General features: G+C 68.4%; 17 protein-coding genes and 1 pseudogene. 13 read left to right on the top strand and 5 right to left on the bottom strand.

Translation table 11 applies throughout. The features are described 5' to 3' along the window. From xdhB to ACTICP_RS01310, 3 genes are all read right to left on the bottom strand, one after another. Window positions 1-2,382 carry a xanthine dehydrogenase molybdopterin binding subunit gene (xdhB, locus tag ACTICP_RS01320; RefSeq protein WP_441888738.1) on the bottom strand — a complete coding sequence of 794 codons (2,382 nt, stop codon included), beginning with the start codon at window positions 2,380-2,382 and terminating at the stop codon, window positions 1-3. Beyond that, entirely contained in the window at window positions 2,379-3,905 is a 1,527-nt protein-coding gene (locus ACTICP_RS01315) for a xanthine dehydrogenase small subunit (protein WP_441888737.1), read from the bottom strand. Before ACTICP_RS01315 ends, xdhB begins: the two co-directional genes overlap by 4 nt. 193 nt (window positions 3,906-4,098) lie before the next feature. Further along, window positions 4,099-4,851 (bottom strand): IclR family transcriptional regulator, encoded by a 753-nt coding sequence (locus ACTICP_RS01310; protein ID WP_441888735.1) that lies wholly within the window; start codon window positions 4,849-4,851, stop codon window positions 4,099-4,101. 165 nt (window positions 4,852-5,016) lie between these two features. Here ACTICP_RS01310 and ACTICP_RS01305 point away from each other — a divergent pair, with 165 nt between their 5' ends. From ACTICP_RS01305 to ACTICP_RS01290, 4 genes are all read left to right on the top strand, one after another. Then, window positions 5,017-6,258, top strand: a complete 1,242-nt coding sequence (locus ACTICP_RS01305; RefSeq protein WP_441888733.1) for an amidohydrolase family protein — start codon at window positions 5,017-5,019, stop codon at window positions 6,256-6,258. A 120-nt stretch (window positions 6,259-6,378) separates the two neighbouring features. Continuing rightward, complete coding sequence (gene aceB, locus ACTICP_RS01300; protein ID WP_441888731.1) at window positions 6,379-8,022, top strand: malate synthase A; 1,644 nt, start codon at window positions 6,379-6,381, stop codon at window positions 8,020-8,022. Next, window positions 8,019-9,269 carry a DUF6986 family protein gene (locus ACTICP_RS01295; protein ID WP_441888729.1) on the top strand — a complete coding sequence of 417 codons (1,251 nt, stop codon included), beginning with the start codon at window positions 8,019-8,021 and terminating at the stop codon, window positions 9,267-9,269. Before aceB ends, ACTICP_RS01295 begins: the two co-directional genes overlap by 4 nt. Before the next feature lie 19 nt (window positions 9,270-9,288). Continuing rightward, window positions 9,289-10,101: a bifunctional allantoicase/(S)-ureidoglycine aminohydrolase gene (locus ACTICP_RS01290; RefSeq protein WP_441888724.1), complete on the top strand. Its 813-nt coding sequence runs from the start codon at window positions 9,289-9,291 to the stop codon at window positions 10,099-10,101. 178 nt (window positions 10,102-10,279) lie between these two features. Here the strand turns inward: ACTICP_RS01290 and ACTICP_RS01285 are convergent, their stop codons facing one another. Beyond that, entirely contained in the window at window positions 10,280-11,197 is a 918-nt protein-coding gene (locus tag ACTICP_RS01285; RefSeq protein WP_441888722.1) for an endonuclease domain-containing protein, read from the bottom strand. 345 nt (window positions 11,198-11,542) lie between these two features. Here ACTICP_RS01285 and ACTICP_RS01280 point away from each other — a divergent pair, with 345 nt between their 5' ends. The 9 genes and pseudogenes from ACTICP_RS01280 (at window position 11,543) to pucL (ending at window position 19,880) form a co-directional block, all read left to right on the top strand. Next, complete coding sequence (locus tag ACTICP_RS01280) at window positions 11,543-12,340, top strand: hydroxypyruvate isomerase family protein (protein ID WP_441888720.1); 798 nt, start codon at window positions 11,543-11,545, stop codon at window positions 12,338-12,340. Window positions 12,341-12,376: 36 nt separating this feature from the next. After that, entirely contained in the window at window positions 12,377-13,255 is an 879-nt protein-coding gene (locus tag ACTICP_RS01275; protein WP_441888718.1) for a 2-hydroxy-3-oxopropionate reductase, read from the top strand. Between the two features lie 25 nt (window positions 13,256-13,280). Continuing rightward, window positions 13,281-15,062 carry a glyoxylate carboligase gene (gcl, locus tag ACTICP_RS01270; protein ID WP_441888716.1) on the top strand — a complete coding sequence of 594 codons (1,782 nt, stop codon included), beginning with the start codon at window positions 13,281-13,283 and terminating at the stop codon, window positions 15,060-15,062. Between the two features lies 1 nt (window position 15,063). Continuing rightward, window positions 15,064-16,173 (top strand): annotated as a pseudogene (locus ACTICP_RS01265) (glycerate kinase); the annotation flags it as partial. A gap of 36 nt (window positions 16,174-16,209) precedes the next feature. Then, complete coding sequence (gene allB, locus ACTICP_RS01260) at window positions 16,210-17,580, top strand: allantoinase AllB (RefSeq protein WP_441888854.1); 1,371 nt, start codon at window positions 16,210-16,212, stop codon at window positions 17,578-17,580. Next, window positions 17,577-18,053 (top strand): thioredoxin-dependent thiol peroxidase, encoded by a 477-nt coding sequence (bcp, locus tag ACTICP_RS01255; RefSeq protein WP_441888714.1) that lies wholly within the window; start codon window positions 17,577-17,579, stop codon window positions 18,051-18,053. The genes allB and bcp overlap by 4 nt, the downstream gene beginning before the upstream one ends. 31 nt (window positions 18,054-18,084) lie before the next feature. Next, a complete protein-coding gene (gene uraD, locus ACTICP_RS01250; RefSeq protein WP_441888712.1) occupies window positions 18,085-18,582 on the top strand; it encodes a 2-oxo-4-hydroxy-4-carboxy-5-ureidoimidazoline decarboxylase in 498 nt (165 codons plus the stop codon). Next, window positions 18,579-18,920 (top strand): hydroxyisourate hydrolase, encoded by a 342-nt coding sequence (gene uraH, locus ACTICP_RS01245; protein ID WP_441888710.1) that lies wholly within the window; start codon window positions 18,579-18,581, stop codon window positions 18,918-18,920. Before uraD ends, uraH begins: the two co-directional genes overlap by 4 nt. Before the next feature lie 9 nt (window positions 18,921-18,929). After that, on the top strand, window positions 18,930-19,880 hold the full coding sequence (pucL, locus tag ACTICP_RS01240) for a factor-independent urate hydroxylase (RefSeq protein WP_441888708.1): 951 nt from the start codon (window positions 18,930-18,932) through the stop codon (window positions 19,878-19,880). A gap of 81 nt (window positions 19,881-19,961) precedes the next feature. Here pucL and pknB read toward each other — a convergent pair whose 3' ends face one another. Beyond that, window positions 19,962-21,668, bottom strand: coding sequence for a Stk1 family PASTA domain-containing Ser/Thr kinase (pknB, locus tag ACTICP_RS01235; RefSeq protein WP_441888706.1), 1,707 nt, complete (start codon window positions 21,666-21,668; stop codon window positions 19,962-19,964). Window positions 21,669-21,701: the final 33 nt, after the last annotated feature.

Below are 21,701 nucleotides of genomic sequence, written 5' to 3'. Positions count from 1 at the left end.
CTACGGCGTCCTGGCGAGCTCGCGCTCCGGGGTGTCGACGGCCTCGATGGCGGATGCTGCGTCCTGCGCCGCCTGAACCGCCCAGAACACCGCCTCCGGCGTCGCGGGAGAGCCGAGTTCGACCATGTGACCGGCCGGGCCGAACTCGGCCACGGCCTCACGGATGGCTTCGCGCGCACTGAACGCCAGCATGAACGGCGGCTCGCCGACGGCCTTCGAACCGTAGACCGCGCCGTCCTCACGGGCGTTCTCGTACAGGCGCACGGTGAATTCCTCGGGCATCTCCGAGAAGCTCGGCAGCTTGTAGGTCGAGGCCGACTGGGTCTGCAGGCGTCCGCGGTTCGGGCCGTCAGAGGTGTCCCAGCGCAGCTCTTCGAGCGTCAGCCAGCCGACCCCCTGCACATATGCGCCCTCGATCTGGCCGATGTCGAGCATGGGCGAGAGCGAGTCGCCGACATCGTGGATGATGTCGACGCGACGAACGCGGTACGCGCCGGTGAACTCGTCGACCTCGACCTCGCTGGCCGCGCACCCGTAGGCGAAGTACTTGAAGGGCGAGCCCTGCATGATCTCGGGGTTCCAGTGCAGGCCCTCGGTGCGATAGTAGCCGGCGGCGAACAGCTGCACGCGCTGCAGGTAGGCGGCCTCGGCCACCTCGGCGAAGGTCAGTGTCTTCGTCGTGTTTCCCAGAGCCGTGATGAGGCCCCCCGAGAAGCGCACGTCGCGCTCATCGGCGTTCAGCAGGCGCCCGGCGACGGCGGCCATCCGTTCGCGGATCTGCTCGCAGGCGTTCTTGACCGCACCGCCGTTGAGGTCGGCGCCGGACGATGCCGCGGTGGCAGACGTATTCGGCACCTTGTCGGTGCGGGTGGGAGCCAGACGCACCTGGTGCAGCTCGAGCCCGAGCGCGGTCGCAGCCACCTGCAGCATCTTCGTGTGCAGGCCCTGCCCCATCTCGGTGCCGCCGTGGTTGATGAGCACCGAGCCGTCCTTGTAGACGTGCACGAGGGCACCGGCCTGGTTGAAGGCGGCGAAATTGAACGAGATGCCGAACTTGACCGGCGTCATCGCGAGTGCGCGCTTGACGTGCGGGCTGGTCTGGTTGAACGCCGCGATCTCGGCGCGACGGGCGTCGAAGTCCGACTCGTCGCGCAGCTGATTCCAGATGGCGCTCACGCGATCGGCATCCTTGACCGGCTGACCGTACGGCGTCGACTGACCCGGCTGGTAGAAGTTCTTCTCCCGCAGCTCCATCGGGTCGATCCCGAGCGCCGGGGCGACCCGGCCGAGGATGTCCTCGATGAGGAAGACGCCCTGCGGGCCTCCGAATCCGCGGAATGCGGTGTTCGATGCCTTGTTCGTCTTCGCGATCCGGCCGTGCGCGTGCACGTTGGGGATCCAGTACGCGTTGTCGAGGTGGCAGAGCGCGCGACCGAGCACCGGCTCGGAGAGGTCGAGGCTCCAGCCGCCATCGCAGGTGAGCACGGCATCCAGCGCCTGCAGGCGGCCGTCGTCGTCGAGGCCGACCTTCCAAGAGATATGGAACGGATGCCGCTTACCGGTCATCGTGATGTCCTGCGTGCGGTTCAGGCGCAGCCGCACGGGGCGACCGGTGAGCTTGGCGCCGAGCGCCGCGATGGCCGCGAACCCGTGCGACTGCATCTCCTTGCCGCCGAAGCCGCCGCCCATCCGCAGCGACTGCACGGTCACCTCGTTGGAGGGGATGTTCAGCACGTGCGCGACGATCTCCTGCGCCTCAGACGGATGCTGCGTCGAGCACTGCACGAAGTACTGGCCCTCCGAGTCGCGCAGGGCGAGCGATGCCTGCGTCTCGAGGTAGAAGTGCTCCTGCCCGCCGAACTCCGTCACGCCCTCGAAGACGTGCGCCGCCGACGAGAGGGCGGATGCCGCATCGCCGCGCTCAACGGTGCGGGCGATGCCCTGGAAGGAGCCCGCGTCGACAGCATCCTGCACCGTGATCAGCGAGGGGAGCGGGTCGTACTCGACCGTGACGGCGGCTGCTCCCAGGCGTGCGGCCTCTTGCGTCTCGCCGAGCACCCAGACGAGCGCGTGCCCGTAGAACATCGCCTCATCGGGGAACAGCGGCTCGTCGTGCTTGATGCCGGCGTCGTTGACTCCGGGCACGTCGTCGGCTGTGAGCACACGCACGACACCGGGCACGTCGTAGGCGGCACTCACATCGATCGTGACGCGCGCGTGGGCGTTGCTCGACTGCACGGGCCACGCCGTGAGGATGCCCATGGTGCTGCCTGCGAGGTCGTCGGTGTACATCGCGGCGCCGGTGACGTGGAGCGCTGCGCTCTCGTGCGCGGCGCGCGTGCCGACGACGGGGTTCTGCGGACGGTCGGCGAGTGCGCTCATGCCGACACCTCCTTGGACTCGACACTCTCGTTGTGAGGGCGTGGGGTGGAACTGTAGAGCTTCAGCAGCGAGGTGCCGAGCATGTGCGAGCGGTAATCCGAGCTCGCGCGGTGGTCCGACATCGGCGTGCCTTCGGCGCGCAGGATCTCGGATGCCCGCTTGATGGTCGGGATGCTCCAGGGCTCACCGACCAGTGCCCGCTCGGTGTCGTAGGCGCGCAGCGGTGTCGCTGCGACGCCGCCGAGGCCGATGCGGGCCGCGGTGACCGTCCCACCCTCGATGTCGAGGGCGAACCCGATCGCGACGCTGGAAATGTCGTCGAAGCGGCGCTTGGCGATCTTGTGGAACGCCGTCGTCTTCGCCAGCGGTAGAGGGATGCGGATGGCGCGGATCAGCTCGCCCGGCTCGCGGACGGTCTGCCGATAGCCGGTGAAGTACTCCGACAGCTCGACTTCGCGCTCGCCGCGGGTGGATGCCAGGACCAGCCGCGCTCCGAGCGCGAGGAGCGCTGGCGGGGCGTCGCCGATCGGCGATCCGGTACCGAGGTTGCCGCCGAGGGTGCCGCGGTTGCGGATCAGTCGAGAGGCGAACTGCGGGAAGAGCTGGGCCAGCAGCGGCACGCGTCCGTCCAGGCGGCGCTCGATCTCGGTGAGAGGAAGAGCGGCGCCGATCTCGATAACGTCGTCGCCGACGGTCAGGGTGCGCAGCTCGTCGAGCTGCTCGATCGCGACGACGAACGGTGCGCGCGAGCCGCGGATGTTGACCTCGACGCCCCAGTCTGTGGAGCCGGCGACGAGCAGCGCCTCGGGCTCGTCCTGCAGCAGCCGCAGAGTATCGGCGAGGTTCTGCGGGCGCACGAAGCGGGCGCCGTCGACGGTCGTGTCGGTGGATGCCGCGGTGGGGGCCGGTTGGTCCATGCGCTGGCGCATCGGGTCATCGGCGGCGGGGGAGCCGAGCGTGTAGGCGGCATCCCGAATCGGGCGATAGCCGGTGCAGCGGCAGAGGTTGCCGCTGAGCGCGTGCAGGTCGAAGCCGTTCGGCCCGTGTTCCGCGTCGTGGGCGGGGCATTCCGTCTCGTGCTTGGAGGTGGCGCCGTGCTCGGAGGTGGCGCCGTGCTCGGCGGCATCCTGCTCTGTCGTCCGCTCGGCACGGTAGTACTCGCCGGCCATGCTGCAGGCGAAGCCGGGCGTGCAGTATCCGCACTGCGAGCCGCCTGCTTCAGCCAGCTTCTCCTGCACGGGGTGCAGGTCGTCGGGGGAGCCCAGACCCTCAGCCGTGACGATCTCCTGACCGTCGAGGGCGTAGACGGGGACGAGGCACGCGTTCACGGGCGTCCAGGTCGTGCCGCCGTCGGTGTCGGGGGTGGCGATGAGCATCGCGCAGGCGCCGCACTCGCCTTCGGCGCAGCCTTCCTTGCTGCCGGGAAGGCCGGTCTGGCGCAGCCAGTCGAGGGCAGTGCTGTGCGTGGCGGTACCGGCGAGCGGGCGGCGCTCGCCGTTGACGGTGACGGCGATGTCATTCATTGGTAGATCTCCTCAGATCCGGCGGTGCTGCAGGGAGCGGGCGCCGATCCGGATCCAATGATGCGAGTCTAGGCGCCCGACGATGCCGGGTGGGGGCCAAACAGATTGTCCCATTTCCGATATACGGAAACACTATTCTGTTCCATGGAAATGGTAGGCCGGACTGGGCGCCGCGTCAAGGTGCCGCTCGATGTCACTGGTTCGTCGTCACCGCGATCTCTGCGACGATCTCCTCCAGCACGGGCAGCGCGCGCTCGGCGAAGTCGCCGGACACGCGGGCGACGGGTCCCGACACCGAGACAGCGGTGGGTACGGCCATGTCGGGCACGGCGACGGCGAAGCAGCGGACGCCGATCTCCTGCTCGTTGTCGTCGACCGCGTAACCGCGCTTGCGGGTCTTCGCGAGGTCGGCCAGCAGCGACTCGACGTCGGTGATGGTGTGCTCGGTGTTGGCTGGCATCCCGGTGCGGGCGACGATCTCGCGCACCTGCTCGTCGGTCATTCCGGCGAGGATCGCCTTGCCCACGCTCGTGGAGTGCAGGTAGGAGCGCCGACCTACCTCGGTGAACATGCGCATGGCGTGCGGCGAGGGCGCCTGCGAAACGTAGATGACCCGGTCGCCGTCGAGGGTCGCGAGGTTCGCGGTCTCGCCGAGCTGCTCGACGACCTGCTTGAGCTGCGGCATCGCCATCTGCCCGAACTTGCGGTTGGCCACTTCGCCGAGCCGCACGAGCCGCGGCCCGAGCGCGTAGCGCCGGTTCTGCAATTGACGCGCGTACCCGCGGGAGACGAGGGTGCGCAGCAGGCGGTGGATGGTCGGCAGCGGCAGCTCGGCGGCCGCGGATAGCTCGCTGAGGGTGACATCGCCGCCCGCATCCGCTATCAGTTCGAGCAGATCGAAGACGCGCGTGACGGACTTCACTCCGTCTGTGGAACCCGTAGCCATTGACTGTACCTCTCACCGCGGTTCGAACATCGTTATCCGCATCGCGGAAATCTTTCTCCGTCAGGCTAGCCCATCGGTGTCGTCCGCGGCTTCAGGGATGGGCGCGCAGGCGAAGTTGCCCTAGGTTGGGGGGCACATCACGACTCGGGGGGAATACAGCCAATCATGACGACGACAATCCTTCACAACGCTCAACTCATCGATGGCACCGGGGGCGACCCCGTCGCCGATGCTGTCGTCGTGATCGATGACGGCAAGATCACGTGGGCTGGGGCTGCGACCGACGCGCCGCCGGTCGATGACTCCCAGAATCCCGTCAAAGTCGACCTCGGCGGGAACACGATCACGCCCGGTTTCTTCGACGTGCACGTGCACCTCTCACTCCCCGGCCCCAGCGGTGGCTCGCCCATGCGGGAGGCGATGGTTCCGCCGTCGTTCCGGTACTTCGAGCTGATCGGTCGGCTGAAGAAGACTCTCGCCGCCGGTGTCACGACCGTCCGCGATCTCATGGGCGTCGACGTCGGGGTACGCAATGCCGTCGAGTACGGCATGATCGAGGGCCCGCGCCTGCTCGTGGCAGACCGGATGCTGAGCCAGACCGGTGGGCATGCCGACTGGCACCTGGCGTCGAACATCGACGGCACGGCGCTGGTAGGCGGCGACTTGGTCGACTCGGTCGACGAAGCACGCAGAGCCGCACGCGTGCTGTTGCGCGAGCATGTCGATGTCATCAAGATCGCATCCAGCGGTGGGGTCACCTCGATGAGCGATGAACCGGGCTGGCTGGGCTTCCGCACCGAAATGGTCGCGGCCGTCGTCGAAGAGGGCAAGAACTACGGCGGCGTTCCGGTCGCCGCGCACGCGATCGGCTACGCAGGCATCCGCGCCGCAGTCGAGGGTGGAGTGCACAGCGTCGAGCACGGTTACGAGATCGACGACGAGCTGCGAGCGCAGATGGTCAAGAACGGCCAGTTCCTGGTCCCCACTCTGCTCGAGACGATTCACCCCGACACGGCGACCCCGCAGGCGGCGGCAAAGAGCGCGAAGTGGCACGCGATGGCGCATGAGTCGATCGCCAAGTCGGTCGCGGCGGGCATCAAGATCGCGGTCGGCACCGACGCGGGCCTTGTTCCCGATCACGGCGCGAACCTCGGTGAGATCCCCCTTCTGGTGCAGTACGGCGGAATGACTCCGATGCAGGCGATCGTTGCCGGCACGAAGACATCGGCCGAGTGCTGCGGTGTGGACGACAAGCTCGGCACGATCGAAGCCGGCAAGATCGCCGACATCGTCGTCGTCGCCGGTGACCCGCTCACGGACATCTCCGCCGTCGCCGACAACGAGAAGATCCTGCTCGTGATGAAGCAGGGCCACGCGGCGGTCAACCGCGGCGCCTTCTCCATCTGAGCAATTTCACGAGGGTGCCTCTCTGCGGAGGGGCACCCTCGTGTTTTGCCGCGGATGCGCGATCCTCTGACTTTCCGTATAGTGGAGAATCAACTCCAGGATGCGAGAGGATCCAATTCAATGACGAACCAGGCTTCAGACGACTCGATCCGGATCACCCGTGCTCCCCGCATCGACGGCTCCGACGACATCCTCAGCACGGAGGCGCTCGCCTTCGTCGCAGGACTCCACCGCCGCTTCGATGAGCGCCGCCGCGAGCTGCTGACCGCTCGCGCCGAACGGCGGGACAAGATCGCCGCCGGTGGCGCCCTCGACTTCCTCCCCGAGACCGCTGAGATCCGCGCCGCCGACTGGCACGTCGCGCCGGCACCCGCCGCGCTGCAGGACCGCCGTGTCGAGATCACCGGCCCCGCTGCCCCGCCGAAGATGGCCATCAACGCCCTGAACTCGCAGGCGAAGGTGTGGCTCGCCGACCTCGAGGATGCCGCCGGCCCCACCTGGGAGAACGTCATCGCCGGCATCCAGAACCTGCGCGACGCCGCCCGCGGGATGCTGTCGTACACCTCGCCCGCCGGCAAGGCCTACGCCCTCCGCACCGACGTGCAGCGCCCGACCGTCGTCACCCGTCCCCGTGGGCTGCATCTGCCCGAGCGGCACGTCATCGTCGACGGCCGCGAGGCATCCGCTGCTCTCGTCGACTTCGGCCTGCACTTCTTCCACACCGCCCGCCAGCTCATCGCCAACGGACACGGGCCGTACTATTACCTGCCCAAGCTCGAGAGCCACCTCGAGGCGCGGCTCTGGAACGACATCTTCGTCCACGCGCAGGATGCCCTCGGCATCCCCCAGGGAACGATCCGTGCGACAGTCCTCATCGAGACGATCCCCGCCGCCTTCGAGATGGACGAGATCCTCTACGAGCTGCGCGATCACGCCTCGGGCCTGAACGCCGGCCGGTGGGACTACCTGTTCAGCCTGATCAAGGTGTTCCGCGACCGCGGCGCCGAGTTCGTGATTCCCGACCGCGCCGACGTCGCGATGACCGCACCGTTCATGCGTGCGTACACCGAGCTGCTCGTGCAGACCTGCCACCACCGCGGCGCCTTCGCGATCGGCGGCATGGCCGCGTTCGTCCCGAACCGCAACGACCCCGAGGCCACGGCCGCCGCCTTCGACAAGGTGCGCGCCGACAAGAGCCGCGAGGCATCCGATGGGTTCGACGGCTCGTGGGTAGCCCACCCTGATCTCGTACCGGTCTGCCGCGAGGTGTTCGACGCCGTGCTCTGCGACCGTCCGAACCAGCTCGACCGGCAGCGGCCCGAGGTGTCGGTTGCGGCCGCGGACCTGCTGGATGTCGCATCCGCTCCTGGCCGCGTCACCGAGACCGGCCTGCACAACAACCTCGCCGTTGCCGTGCAGTACACGGCGGTGTGGCTGTCGGGCAACGGCGCCGTCGCCATCAACAACCTCATGGAAGATGCTGCGACCGCCGAGATCTCGCGCTCGCAGGTGTGGCAGCAGCTGCGAAACGAGGTCGTCCTCGCCGACACCGGTAATACGGTCACCGCCGATTTGGTCGAGCGCCTGCTCGCCGACGAGGTCGCCGCGCTGCGCGCGAGCGTGGATGCCTCGATCTTCTCCTCTTACTACGAGCCGGCCGCTGAGCTCGTCGCACGTATCTGCCTCGATGAGGACTACGTCGACTTCCTGACGCTGCCCGCATACGATCTGATCGTGGAACCGGATGCCGAGGTCGCTGCATGAGCGCGGCAATCACCGACGCCGATCGCGCGCGGATCGCCGCCCGTCTCGCTGACACCGACGAGCTGCTCGAGCGGGCATATCCCGGCGATGATGGGTCGCGCCAGCCCGTGCACACCGTGTACGTGCCCGCCGATCGGTTCACGCCAGACCTTGCGGCCGAGTGGGGGCAAGCGGCGCTCGCCGCGGCATCCGATGCGGGAGGGCTCGAGGCACTCGCCGCCCGGGTCGGGATCCGCGCCGACGTCATCCCTTCGGTCGTGACGCGCGTCGTCGCGAAGCTGGAGACCGAGCCGATCGAAGATCTGCGCCTCGACTTCGAGGACGGGTACGGCGATCGGGGTTCGGCGGAGGATCAGGATGCCGTGACCGCAGCCACGCGTGTTCACGAGGCGGTCTCGGCGGGGAGCGCTCCGCCGTTCATCGGCATCCGATTCAAATGCTTCGAGAAGCCGACGCGCGAGCGCGGCCTGCGCACGCTGGATCTGTTCCTCGGCACGCTGATCGATCGCGACGGCCTGCCGGACGGACTCGTGCTCACCCTGCCGAAGGTGTCGACGGTGGCTCAGGTCGAGGCGATGGTCGAGGTCGCCGAGCTGCTCGAGCGCGCGCACGGGCTGGATGCTGGACGCATCCGCTTCGAGGTGCAGGTCGAGACGCCGCAGCTCGTGCTCGGCGCCGAGGGTTCTTCGCCACTCGCGCAGCTGCCGCTCGCCGGCGCTGGGCGCATCACGAGCCTGCACTACGGCACGTACGACTACAGCGCCTCGCTCGGCATCGCTGCCGCGTACCAATCGATGGAGCATCCGGCCGCCGATCTCGCCAAGCAGCTGATGCAGCTCGCCGTAGCGGGTACCGGCATTCGTCTGTCGGATGGTTCGACGAACATTCTGCCCATCGGCGACCGCGCCGAAGAGGCCTGGGCACTGCACGCACGGCTCGTGCGTCGGTCGCTCGAGCGGGGGTTCTTTCAGGGGTGGGACATGCACGCGCACCATCTGCCGACCCGGTTCCTGGCCACGTACGCGTTCTACCGCGAGGGGTTCGATCCCGCCGCCGCGCGCCTGCGCGCATATCTTTCGAAGGATGCGGGTGCCGTGCTCGACGAGCCGGCGACCGCTCGCGCGCTGGCGTGGTTCGTGCTGCGCGGAGTGCAGTGCGGCGCGATCGGCGTCGACGAGATCCGCGCGAGCATCGGCATCGACGTTCCGGAGCTGACCGCTCTCGCGCACCCGCGACTCGCCGCCTGACCTATTCATTGGAGAATCGATGACTTACTACACACCCACCGGTGGCCTACCCGGCCAGCGTGAACTGCTGACCGACCGCGCCATCGTCAAAGAGGCGTACACGGTGATCCCGAAGGGCGTGCTGCGCGACATCGTCACGAGCAACCTGCCGGGGTTCACCGGCACCCGCTCGTGGATCATCGCGCGCCCGATCGCCGGTTTCGCCACGACCTTCTCGCAGTTGATCGTCGAGATCGCGCCGGGCGGCGGATCGTCGCGCCCGGAACCGGAAGCCGGTGTCGAGGGCGTGATCTTCGTCACCGCCGGTGAGCTCACGCTGACCCTCGCCGGAACCCGGCACGTCCTCTCGGCGGGCGGATACGCGTTCCTCGCCCCCGGGGAATCCTGGTCATTGCGGAATGACGGTTCGGAGCCGGTCGGATTCCAGTGGGTGCGCAAGGCGTATGAGAAGGCCGAGGGGATCGATGTCCCTTCTTCGTTCGTCACCAGCGATCAGGAAGTCGCGCCGCGCCCGATGCCCGACACCGGCGACGCGTGGGCGACGACCCGGTTCGTCGACCCGGACGACCTCGCGCACGACATGCACGTGAACATCGTGACCTTCCAGCCCGGTGGGTCGATCCCGTTCGCGGAGACGCACGTCATGGAGCACGGCCTCTTCGTGCTCGAGGGCAAGGCCGTCTACCGTCTCAACGACGACTGGGTCGAGGTCGAGGCCGGTGACTTCATGTGGCTGCGCGCCTTCTGCCCGCAGGCCTGTTACGCCGGCGGCCCCGGCCCGTTCCGCTACCTGCTGTACAAGGATGTCAACCGGCAGATCCGCCTGACCTGAGCGCGCGGCCGGCGCTTGGCGGCTCGGTTCCGCTCGGCACCCCGGGGCCCCTGGGCCTCGCCGGCCCCGCCGGATGCGAGAAGGTTTTCCTCGCTTCGCCGGCCCGTGAACCCGCGAAAGTCTTCTCGCATCGCGGCCGCGCGGAGCCGCCGGGCGAGCAGCCGCGCGCGGTGGGTCATCAACGCGCGGCGATCGCTTCGTGGATGCTGGCGAGCAGCAGTTTCGGCTCTTTGAGATCGGCCTGAGTCAGGCGGATGACGATCCATCCCTCGCCTTCGAGCTGACGCTGACGCTGGATGTCTTTGCGCCACTGGTCCTTGTCGGTGCGGTGGCCGTCGCCCTCGTACTCGATCGCGATCTTCCACTCCGGATAGGCGAGGTCGGTGCGGCCGAGCAGCTCTCCGCCGGCCCATACCTCGTACTGAATGACCGGTTCGGGCAGCCCGTTGTCGAGGAGGAGCAGCCGCGTCTCAGTCTCCTTCGGTGACTCCACCCGTTCGCGGGCACGGGGCAGCGCCGCGCGGATCGTGCCGCTGCCGGGGAACCGTCCCCATTCCGCAAGCCGACGAGAGATCTCCTCGTGGGAGGCCAGTGGTCTGCCGGGCCCCAGGTCCGGATAGTTGGATGCTGTTGTCAGCAGCGCATCGATCATGACGATCGCCTGCGACGTCGTCAGTATGTCGGCGCACGTGAACAGCGCGGCCACCGGGTCAATGACGGGTCGCCCCCTCAGGGTGCGGGTCTCCGCGCGACCGTCGCGCAGGCGGCGTCCCCGCACTCCCGAGGTCTTCGGGGCGGCTCCCGACGGTGGAACGACGATGTCGAGCGGCTCGGACGCCTTCCATTCGAACGGGATCGGAAGCCCCCAGTCCCGAGCCGCCGTAACACCGCCGAATCGCTGCCCCGGCTTGAGGCGGGGCAGGTAGCACCGGACGAAATCGTCGAAGGTCGCAGGCGTTTCGAGTGATCGGACGCCGCGGAACGGCCGGTGCAGATCGGGGGTGCTGCACCGGCCGGGGCGGATGCCGGCGGCTTCCGCGCTGCGCACCGAGAACCTGTCGCCGAGCCGGCGAGGGAGCGGGACGCGGTGTCGCATCCCTCGATATTCGCGCAGCCGCGCCTCCCAGCATCCCCCCAGACCCACACCCCGTGCATAACTCGCCCCATCCCCACTCCGTGCAGTACAAGTCCCCCACTCCCGCCCCCCGCGCCCCCGCCCGCCCCGCCCCCGCCCCGCCCCCCCCAACCGCTCAGGCGGGAAGCATTTCGCGGCTTCCGCGCCGCGGGAACCCGCGAAATCCTTCCCGCATCCCCGCGGAGAAAGCGACCATGCCGCCGACCCGTTGACACTCCCGCAATCCTCTCCTACACTTTCATCTAGTAGAAACTTGCTTCCGCAATACGGAAGTTAGCAATGAAGCACCAGACGAAGGAGTCGTCGATGACCTACACCGTGAACTGCTCGATCCTCCTGACCGAGCTGCCGCTGCTCGAGCGGCCCGCCGCAGCCAAGGCGGCCGGATTCGACGCCGTCGAGTTCTGGTGGCCCTTCTCGACCTCCGTGCCGCTGGACTCCGAGGTCGACGCGTTCATCGCTGCGATCCGCAACGCGGGCGTGCAGCTGAGCGGCCTGAACTTCAACGCCGGCGACATGCCCGGCGGCGACCGTGGCCTGGTCTCCTGGCCCGCCCGCGGCAAGGAGTTCCGTGACAACCTCGCCGTCGTCGCCGCGATCGGCGAGGCGCTCGGCACCAAGGGGTTCAATGCCCTCTACGGCAACCGCATCGAGGGCATCGACCCGCAGGCGCAGGATGCCGTCGCCATCGAGAACCTCGCCGCCGCCGCCGCAGCGGTCTCACCGATCGGCGGCACCGTGCTCGTTGAGCCGGTCAGCGGCGCCGACCGCTACCCACTGCGCACCGCCGCGCAGGCTGTCGACGTGATCGAGCACGTGCGCAGCTGCACCGGCGACAGCAACCTCGCGCTGCTCGCAGACTTCTACCACCTCGCCGTCAACGGTGACGACGTCGCCGCGGTCATCGAGAAGCACGCCGGCGAATTCGGACACATCCAGATCGCCGACAACCCCGGCCGCGGCGCCCCCGGCAGCGGCGAACTGCCGCTGGACGCGTGGATCGCCCGCAGCCGCGAGCTCGGCTACACCGGCTACATCGGCCTGGAGTACAAGGCGCCGATCGAGACGGCATTCGACACGATCCTCGCCGCGCAAACGCGCTGAGCGCGAAGAACGACAACCCGAAACCCAAGGAGCATCATGACCAGCATCGCCGTCATCGGCCTCGGCATCATGGGCCTGCCCATGGCCAAGAACCTCATCACCGCCGGACACGACGTCACCGGCTACAACCTCACGCAGGACCGCATCGACGACCTCGTCGCCGCGGGCGGCCACGGCGCCACCAGCATCCCGGATGCTGTGAAGGAAGCCGACGTCATCATCACGATGGTTCCGGACTCCCCGGATGTCGCAGCCGCCCTGCGCGGCGACGACGGCATCCTCGCCGGCGCGAAGCAGGGGGCGCTGTGGATCGACGCCTCCAGCATCCGTCCCGATGTCGCGAAGGAACTCGCCGAAGAGGCGCAGGCCGCTGGCCTCCGCGCCGTCGACGCCCCCGTCTCGGGTGGTGAGCAGGGTGCAGTAGACGCTGTTCTCTCGATCATGGTCGGCGGCTCCGATGAAGACTTCGCCGCCGCGCTCCCGTTCCTCGAGAAGGTCGGCAAGACGATCGTGCACGTCGGCCCGTCCGGCGCCGGGCAGACCGTCAAGGCGGCCAACCAGCTCATCGTGGCCGTCAACATCCAGGCGCTCGCCGAGGCGATCATCTTCCTCGAGGCGTACGGCGTCGACACCGATGCGGCGCTCAAGGTGCTCGGCGGAGGCCTTGCCGGCTCCAAGGTCCTCGACCAGAAGGGCCAGAAGATGCTCGACCGCGACTTCGGCCCCGGCTTCCGCCTGGCCCTGCACAACAAGGACATGGGCATCATCACCGCCGCCGCCCGCCAGGCCGGGATCACCATCCCGCTCGGTGCGCACGTGGCGCAGCTCGTCGGCTCTGCTGTGCAGCAGGGCGACGCCGGCCTCGACCACTCGGGCCTGTTCAAGCTGACCGCATCCTTCGCCGGCCGTCAGTGACCGCCGGAAACCTCAGGAGACGACTATGACTCGCATGCGTGCGGTGGACGCCGCCGTGGCCATCCTGGAGAAGGAGGGCGCCACTGAGGCGTTCGGCCTGCCAGGAGCAGCCATCAACCCCTTCTATTCCGCGATGCGCGCCCACGGCGGCATCCGGCACACCCTCGCCCGCCACGTCGAGGGCGCATCCCACATGGCCGACGGGTTCACCCGTGCGGCCGACGGCAACATCGGCATCTGCATCGGCACCTCCGGCCCTGCCGGAACCGACATGATCACAGGGCTCTACGCCGCGTGGGCGGACTCGCTGCCGATCCTCTGCATCACCGGCCAGGCGCCGGTCGCGAAGCTGCACAAAGAGGACTTCCAGGCCGTCGACATCGAGACGATCGCGAAGCCGGTCACCAAGATGGCGACAACGGTGATGGAGGCGGGTCAGGTGCCCGGCGCCTTCCAGAAGGCATTCCAGGTGATGCGCGAAGGGCGTCCGGGCCCGGTGCTCATCGACCTTCCGATCGACGTGCAGATGACCGAGATCGAGTTCGACATTGACACCTACGAGCCGCTGCCGGTAGCGAAGCCTCGCGCGAGCAGAGTGCAGGCCGAGAAGGCGATCGACATGCTCACAGCACACGCGCACCCTGTGCTGATCGCGGGCGGCGGCATCATCAACGCCGGTGCCTCCGAGCGCCTCGTCGAACTGGCCGAGACTCTCGGCGTTCCGGTCATCCCGACCCTGATGGGTTGGGGCGCGATCAGCGACGACCACGAGCTGAACGCCGGCATGGTGGGGCTGCAGACCGCGCACCGCTACGGCAACCAGACACTGCTGGCGAGCGACTTCGTGCTCGGCATCGGCAATCGCTGGGCCAACCGGCACACCGGCAGCATCGATAAGTACACCGAGAACCGCACGTTCGTGCACGTCGACATCGAGCCGACGCAGATCGGTCGCGTGTTCGCGCCCGACCTGGGCATCGTCTCGGATGCGGGTGCCGCCATCGACGCGTTCCTCGAGGTCGCCCGTGAGCGCCGTGCCGCCGGCACGCTGCCGGACTACTCCGCGTGGACCGCGCAGTGTCAGGAGCGCAAGGGCACCCTGCTGCGCAAGACGCACTTCGACCAGGTGCCGATCAAGCCGCAGCGCGTGTACGAGGAGATGAATCGCGCCTTCGGCGAGGACGTCACCTACGTCACCACGATCGGCCTGTCGCAGATCGCCGGTGCTCAGCTGCTGCACGTGTTCGGTCCGCGCAAGTGGATCAACGCCGCCCAGGCCGGCCCGCTCGGCTGGACGGGACCGGCAGCGCTCGGCGTCGTCCGCGGCAAGCCCGGAGAGCTCGTCGTGGCTCTGTCGGGTGACTACGATTTCCAGTTCATGATCGAAGAGCTCGCCGTCGGCGCGCAGCACCGCCTGCCTTATGTGCACGTCGTCGTCAACAACAGCTACCTGGGGCTAATCCGTCAGTCGCAGCGCGGGTTCGAGATGGACTTCGAGGTCTCGCTGGCGTTCGAGAACATCAACTCGCCCGAGACCCAGGGATATGGTGTTGACCATGTCAAAGTTGCCGAGGGACTGGGCTGTAAGGCGATCCGCGTGGAGCGCCCTGAGGACATGGGCGCGGCGTTCGCCGAGGCGCAGTCGCTGATGGACGAGCACCAGGTTCCCGTCGTCGTCGAGGTGATTCTCGAGCGAGTCACGAACATCTCGATGGGCACGGAGCTCGACAACGTCAACGAGTTCGAAGACCTCGCGGTCACGCCCGATGACGCCCCCACCTCGATCCGATCGCTCGTAAAGGTCTGATATGCGCATCGTCGTCGCCTCTGACAAGTTCAAAGGGTCGCTGACCGCGCCCGAGGTCGCCTCACGGGTGGCCGCGGGTGCGCGTCAGGTCGACCCCGAGATCGAGATTCTCGAGATCCCCGTCGCCGATGGCGGCGAGGGGACCGTGGATGCTGCGATCGCGGCGGGCTTCGACGAGCGACGTGCGCAGGTCACCGGCCCGACCGGCGACGAGGTCACTGCTGGCTATGCGGTGCGCGGCGCCGAGGCGGTCATCGAGATGGCGCAGGCTTCCGGCCTGGATCTGCTGCCGGGCGGCCGCAAGGACGCCCGCGGCGCCACCAGTCTCGGCACGGGTGAGCTCATCCGCGCCGCGCTGGATGCTGGCAGTCGGCGCATCATCCTCGGCGTCGGCGGCAGCGCCTCGACTGACGGCGGCGCCGGGCTCCTGCAAGGCCTCGGTGCGCGGCTGCTCGACGTCGCCGGCGCGGAGCTGCCGCTGGGCGGCGCTGCTCTCGCCGACCTCGCCGAGGCTGACCTGTCGGGTCTTGATCCTCGCCTTGCCGAGGCGGAGCTCGTGCTCGCCAGCGACGTCGACAACCCGCTGCTCGGAGCGACGGGTGCTGCGGCGGTGTTCGGGCCGCAGAAGGGTGCGAGCCCCGAAGATGTCACCGCTCTGGATGCCGCGCTCGCGAACTTTGTCGAGGTGCTCAGCCGCGGGCGCGCTCTGCCGGTGCCGGCCGCCGAGGCGGCTCAGAGTCCCGGGGCCGGAGCCGCAGGCGGCGTCGGTTTCGCGGCGCTCGCCCTGGGCGCCGAGCGCCGCGCGGGCATCGATGTCGTGCTCGAGTTCACTCGCCTCGCCGAGCGGCTCGAGGGCATCGATCTCGTCATCACCGGCGAGGGCAGCCTCGACGAGCAGAGCCTGATGGGAAAGACCCCGATCGGTGTCGGGCGGGCCGCGCAGGCCGCCGGCATCCCGGTGCACGTCGTCTGCGGACGATCCCTGCTGGATGCTGCACAGATCGAAGCCGCCGGCTTCGCCGCCGTGCACGCCCTCGCCGACCTCGAACCAGACCCCGAGCGCAGCATGGCCCACGCCGGTGCCCTGCTCGAACAGATCGCCGCACGCCTGGTGGGCGGCGCAGCGATCTCCGGTGCGCTCGACGGCATGCGCGGCGATCTCGACCTCGTCATCCGCGGCCGTGCGCTGGTGGGCGGTGAGTTCTTCGATGCGCAGATCGGCGTGCGCGACGGGCGAATCGCTCGCATCACGCGGGCGAATGAAGAGCTGGATGCTGCGCAGATCGTCGAGCTCGCGCCCGACGAGGTGCTGCTGCCCGGCCTCGTCGACACGCACGTGCACGTCAACGAACCCGGTCGCACGGAGTGGGAGGGCTTCGAGTCCGCCACCCGGGCCGCAGCCGCCGGCGGCGTCACGACGATCGTGGACATGCCGCTCAACAGCATCCCGCCGACCGTGACGGTCGACGCCCTGAACATCAAGCGCGACGCCGCGCAGGACCGCGTCTTCGTCGACGTCGGCTTCTGGGGCGGGGTCATCCCCGGCAACCTCGATGACCTGCCGGCGCTCGATGCGGACGGCGTCTTCGGGTTCAAATGCTTCCTGCTGCCGTCGGGCGTTGACGAGTTCCCCGAGGTCTCGGTCTACGAGATGCGCCGTGCGATGGCAGTGCTCGCCGAGCTCGGCTCGCTGCTGGTCGTGCACGCCGAGGACGCGCACATCATCGAGGAATCGGTGCAGCCCGGCGGGCGCGAGTACAGCGACTTCCTCGCGTCGCGGCCGCGGTCGGCCGAGGATGCGGCGATCTCCGAGGTCATCCGCGGAGCGATCGACACCGGTGCCAGGGCCCACATCCTGCACCTGTCGAACGGCGACTCGATCGGGCGGCTTGCCGCGGCCAAGGGCGAGGGCGTCGACATCACCGTCGAGACCTGCCCGCACTACCTGACCCTCGCAGCCGAGGACATTCCGGCCGGCGCCACGGCGTTCAAGTGCTGCCCGCCGATTCGCGAGGACGACAACCGCGACGAACTGTGGCAGGGTCTCGCCGACGGCACGATCGACTACGTCGTCTCAGACCACTCGCCCGCAACGCCCGAGCTGAAGTACGCCGGCGACGGTGACTTCCAGGTCGCGTGGGGAGGCATCGCCTCACTGCAGCTCGGACTACCGCTGATGTGGACCGAGGGGAGCCGCCGCGGCATCCCGCTCGAACGAATCGTCGAGCTGATGTCGTCGGCACCCGCCGACCGGGTCGGCATCGCCGGCAAGGGGCGGATCGCCGTGGGTGCGGCGGCCGACTTCGCCGTCTTCGCCCCCGAGCAGACCTTCGTCGTGGATGCCAGGGCTCTCGCCCACCGGCATCCCGTCACCCCCTATGACGGTCGCGAGCTGACCGGGGTGGTGCGCGCCACGTACCTCGCCGGTCATCTCATCGACCAGGACAACCCCCGCGGCCAGCTGCTGCGCCGCCCGAGGATCGAGATCCCGCGAACCGAAATCGGAGTACCCGCATGATCAACACGTCAGAAGAACTCGAGGTCGGCCGGCTCGCCCCCGACTTCACCCTGTCGGATGCCGCCGGAGACGCCGTGCGTCTCTCGGAGCTGCGCGGCTCGCCCGTCATCGTCTACTTCTACCCCGCCGCGTTCACCCCCGGGTGCACCACTGAGGCATGCGACTTCCGCGACAACCTGGCATCCTTGCAGGGCGCCGGGTATGCCGTTCTCGGCATATCTCCGGATCCGGTCGAGAAGCTCGCGCAGTTCGCCGACGCCGAGCAGCTGGCGTTCCCGCTGCTGTCCGACGAGGACGCCGAGGTCGCCAAGGCCTGGGGCGCGTGGGGGCAGAAAACCGTCAACGGACGCACCTTCGATGGACTCATCCGCTCGACGGTCGTCGTCGATGCCGAGGGTCGCGTCAGCGCGGTCGAGTACAGCGTCGATCCGAACGGGCACGTCGCGCGGCTGCGTGGGGCCCTGGGCATCTGACGGCGCGAGGGAGCAGAGAGGGAGGCGAGCGATGGAGCTTGCAGAGTTCAACCACGCGGATCGCGCCGACGCCATCGCGGCGCTCCGTCCCTGCGTCGATGTGACGCGTTGGTGCGAGGCGGTCGCCGACGCGCGGCCGTACGCATCGGTCGAGGCGCTCGTGGCCACCGCGACCGCAGTGGCTGCGCCGTTCACCGGCGACGAGATCGAAGCGGCGCTGGTCCACCACCCCCGCATCGGCGAGCGGGCTGACGGCGATACCAGCGAGGCCACCATGTCGCGCTCGGAGCAGGCCGGCGTCGACCCAGCGGATGCTGACGTTCAGGACGCGCTCCGCGCAGGAAACCGTGCGTACGAGGAGCGGTTCGGCCGCGTCTTCCTCATTCGCGCCGCCGGGCGCCGCGTCGACGAGATCCTCGCCTCGCTGCAGACCCGCCTCACGCACACCGACGAAGAGGAAGCCCACGTCGTCGCCCGGCAGCTGCGCGAGATCGCACTGCTGCGACTGAAAGGAGTCATCACCGCATGACCGTCTCTCACATCACGACCCATGTGCTCGATACGGTGCAGGGCGTTCCTGCACCGGGCATCGCGGTGCAGCTGCTCGCCCAGGACGGCGACGGCTGGCAGCTCGTCGCCGAGGCGGTGACGGATGCCGACGGACGGGCGAAGCAGCTCGGCCCTGAGCGGCTCAGCTCTGGCGCCTACCGCCTCCGTTTCGACACCGGCGCGTACTTCGCCGCCAGTGAATCCGCGACCTTTTTCCCTGAGGCTCTGCTCACGTTCCTCGTCGACGAGGAACGGCCGCACTACCACGTGCCGCTCCTGCTGAGCCCGTTCGCCTATTCCACTTACCGAGGAAGCTGAGTAACCGATATGACTGACACACTGATCGCCCCAGAGGACACCCAGACCGGCACCACGGCATCGGGTCGCATCGTGCTGGGCCCGAACCAGTACGGCAAGGCCGAGGTCCGGCTCGTCAAGATCACCCGCGACAATCCACGGCACGAGATCGAGGATCTCAACGTCACCTCTCAGCTGCGCGGCGACTTCGCGGCTATGCACCTCGAGGGCGACAACGGTCACTGCGTCGCCACGGACACGCAGAAGAACACCGTGTATGCGTTCGCTCGTGAGGGAGTCGGGTCGCCGGAGGCATTCCTCCTGCGCCTGTCCGACCACTTCATCGGCTCGTTCGACTGGATCGGCGGTGGGCGGTGGTCGGCCGAGAGCTACGCGTGGAACCGCATAGAGGTCGACGGCGAAGGCCATGACCACTCCTTCGTGCGCAGCAACCAGGAGGTGCGCACCGCACTCGTCGTCGGCGACGGCGAGAAGCGCCACATCGTCTCGGGGCTGAAGGACCTCACCGTGCTCAAGAGCACCGAGTCCGGGTTCGAGGGCTACCCGAAGGACCGCTACACGACACTTCCCGAGACGACGGACCGCATCATGTCGACCGACATCGCGGCCCGGTGGCGCTTCGCCGAGGGCGCTCGCGACGTCGACTTCAACGCCGTGTACGACGACGTCAAGCGCATCCTGCTCGCTGAGTTCGCCTCGCGCTACTCCGCAGCGCTTCAGGCGACACTCTTCGACATGGGGCGCGCGGTGCTCGAGGCACACCCCGAGATCGCCGAGATCCGGATGTCGATGCCCAACAAGCACCACTTCGTCGTCGACCTCTCGGCCTTCGACCTCGACAACCCGAACGAGGTGTTCTTCGCCGCCGACCGCCCCTACGGGCTCATCGAGGCATCGGTCACCCGCGACGGTGAGGCACCCGCCGAGAACGTCTGGGAGGCCGTCTCCCCGCTCTGCTGACCTCCCGAGAGCGAAGGATGGGGGCGGTGCCATTGCGGCACCGCCCCCATCCTTTCTGTACGCGTCCGGTCTGTACGGCCGCTACTCGCCGCTGCAGTACCGAAGCTCGACCTCGGAGTGCACGTTGATGTCACCCGGTGCGGCCGACATCGACGTCACCGTCGGCGGCGTGGTGGCCGGGCAGTCTGCAGATTCGGTCTGAATCGGCGTCAGCCCGAGCTCCTCGAGACGTGAGGTTGCGGCATCCAGCGTCCAGCCGGTGACGTCGGGCAGCGTCACCCGACCGCTGGCGATGACAACGTTGACGACGGTGTTCGGTGCGACCTCGTCGCCCTCGCTGACGTTCGACACGTCCAGCACGGTGTCGGCGCTGCTGTTCGGATCATTGCGCTGGATCACGCTGCCGAGCTCCAGGCCGGCATCGCTCAGCGCCTTCTTGGCGGCATCCTGCGTGAGGCCGATGAGTTCCGGCACGGCGACCGTCTCGGCACCCGTCGACACGTAGAGCGTCACGGTCTGTCCGACCTCGACGGACTGACCGGCCTCCGGGTCGGTGCGGATGACGTTGTCCTCGGCGATGTCGGCGCTGGACTCGTACACGACGGTCGACTGCAGATCCATTTCAAGCAGGTCGGCCTGTGCGCGCTCGTACGAGACCGCGACGAGATCGGGAACCTCGCGCGCCGACGCGGGGGTCTGCTCGGCGCGCGGCATGAGGATCACCCACAGCAGCACCGAGATGACCAGCACCGCCAGCAGCGCCACGCCCGCCCAGATCCAGGCGACGGGAGGCCCCGCCTGCGTACGGGTCATCGTGGTGTCGCTGCTCAGCTGACGCAGCGACCGTGCGGTCTCCTGCGCCTGACGGGGGCTCGAACCATAGAGCTCGCTGGTGAGCGCGCCGAGCTCCTTCTTGGTCGGGGCCGCACCCGACATGGCGCTGTCGAGCGACAGGCGGAAGCTCGCAGCATCCGGGTATCGCTGATAGGGATCCTTGGCCAGTGCGCGCAGGACGATCGGGTCGAGGGCGCCGGGGGCATCCTCATTGACCTCCGTGGGGGCGACTGGGGCTTCGCTGACGTGCTGGTAGGCGACCGCCACCGGCGACTCGCCGCGGAACGGCTGGCGGCCGGTGAGCAGTTCGTAGAGCACGACGCCCGTCGAGTACAGATCTGCCCGCGCATCCACCGGCTCGCCCTTGGCCTGTTCCGGCGAGAAGTACGCGGCGGTTCCGAGGATCTGCGTCGTCTCGGCAACCGTCGAAGACGAGTCCGACACCGCGCGGGCGATGCCGAAGTCCATGACCTTGACCTGACCCCTGTCGGTGATCATGACGTTGCCCGGCTTGATGTCGCGGTGCACGACGCCCGCGCGGTGCGAGTAGTCGAGCGCCTCCAGGATGCCGTCGATGTAGCGGATCGCGTCATCGACGGGCACGGGGCCCGCGGCGATGATGTCCTTCAGCAGACGTCCGCTGACGAGCTCCATGACGATGTACGGCTCGCGCCCGCCATCGGATCCGGAGCCTGCGGCCTCTGCGGAGGACGGATCGCCGGCGTCGAACACGCGCACGATCGACGGATGCGACATGCGTGACGCGGCCTGCGCCTCGAGACGGAACCGCGTACGGAACGCCGTGTCGCGGGCGAGCTCAGGGTCGAGGATCTTGATGGCGACATCGCGGCCCAGGGTGAGATCGTAGCCTCGATAGACCTTGGCCATCCCGCCGTGACCGATGAGGTCGTCCACGCGGTATCGCTCGGCGATGATGCGCGGCTCAGATGACACTTCTTATTCCCCCCGAATTGGCGACGATGCGGC

It is taken from the genome of Microbacterium sp., from assembly GCF_052102115.1.
In the GTDB taxonomy this organism is placed as follows: Bacteria; Actinomycetota; Actinomycetes; order Actinomycetales; family Microbacteriaceae; genus Microbacterium.
The sequence above is the reverse complement of the archived record's forward strand: the minus strand, read 5'-3'. Positions and strand labels throughout refer to the sequence as shown.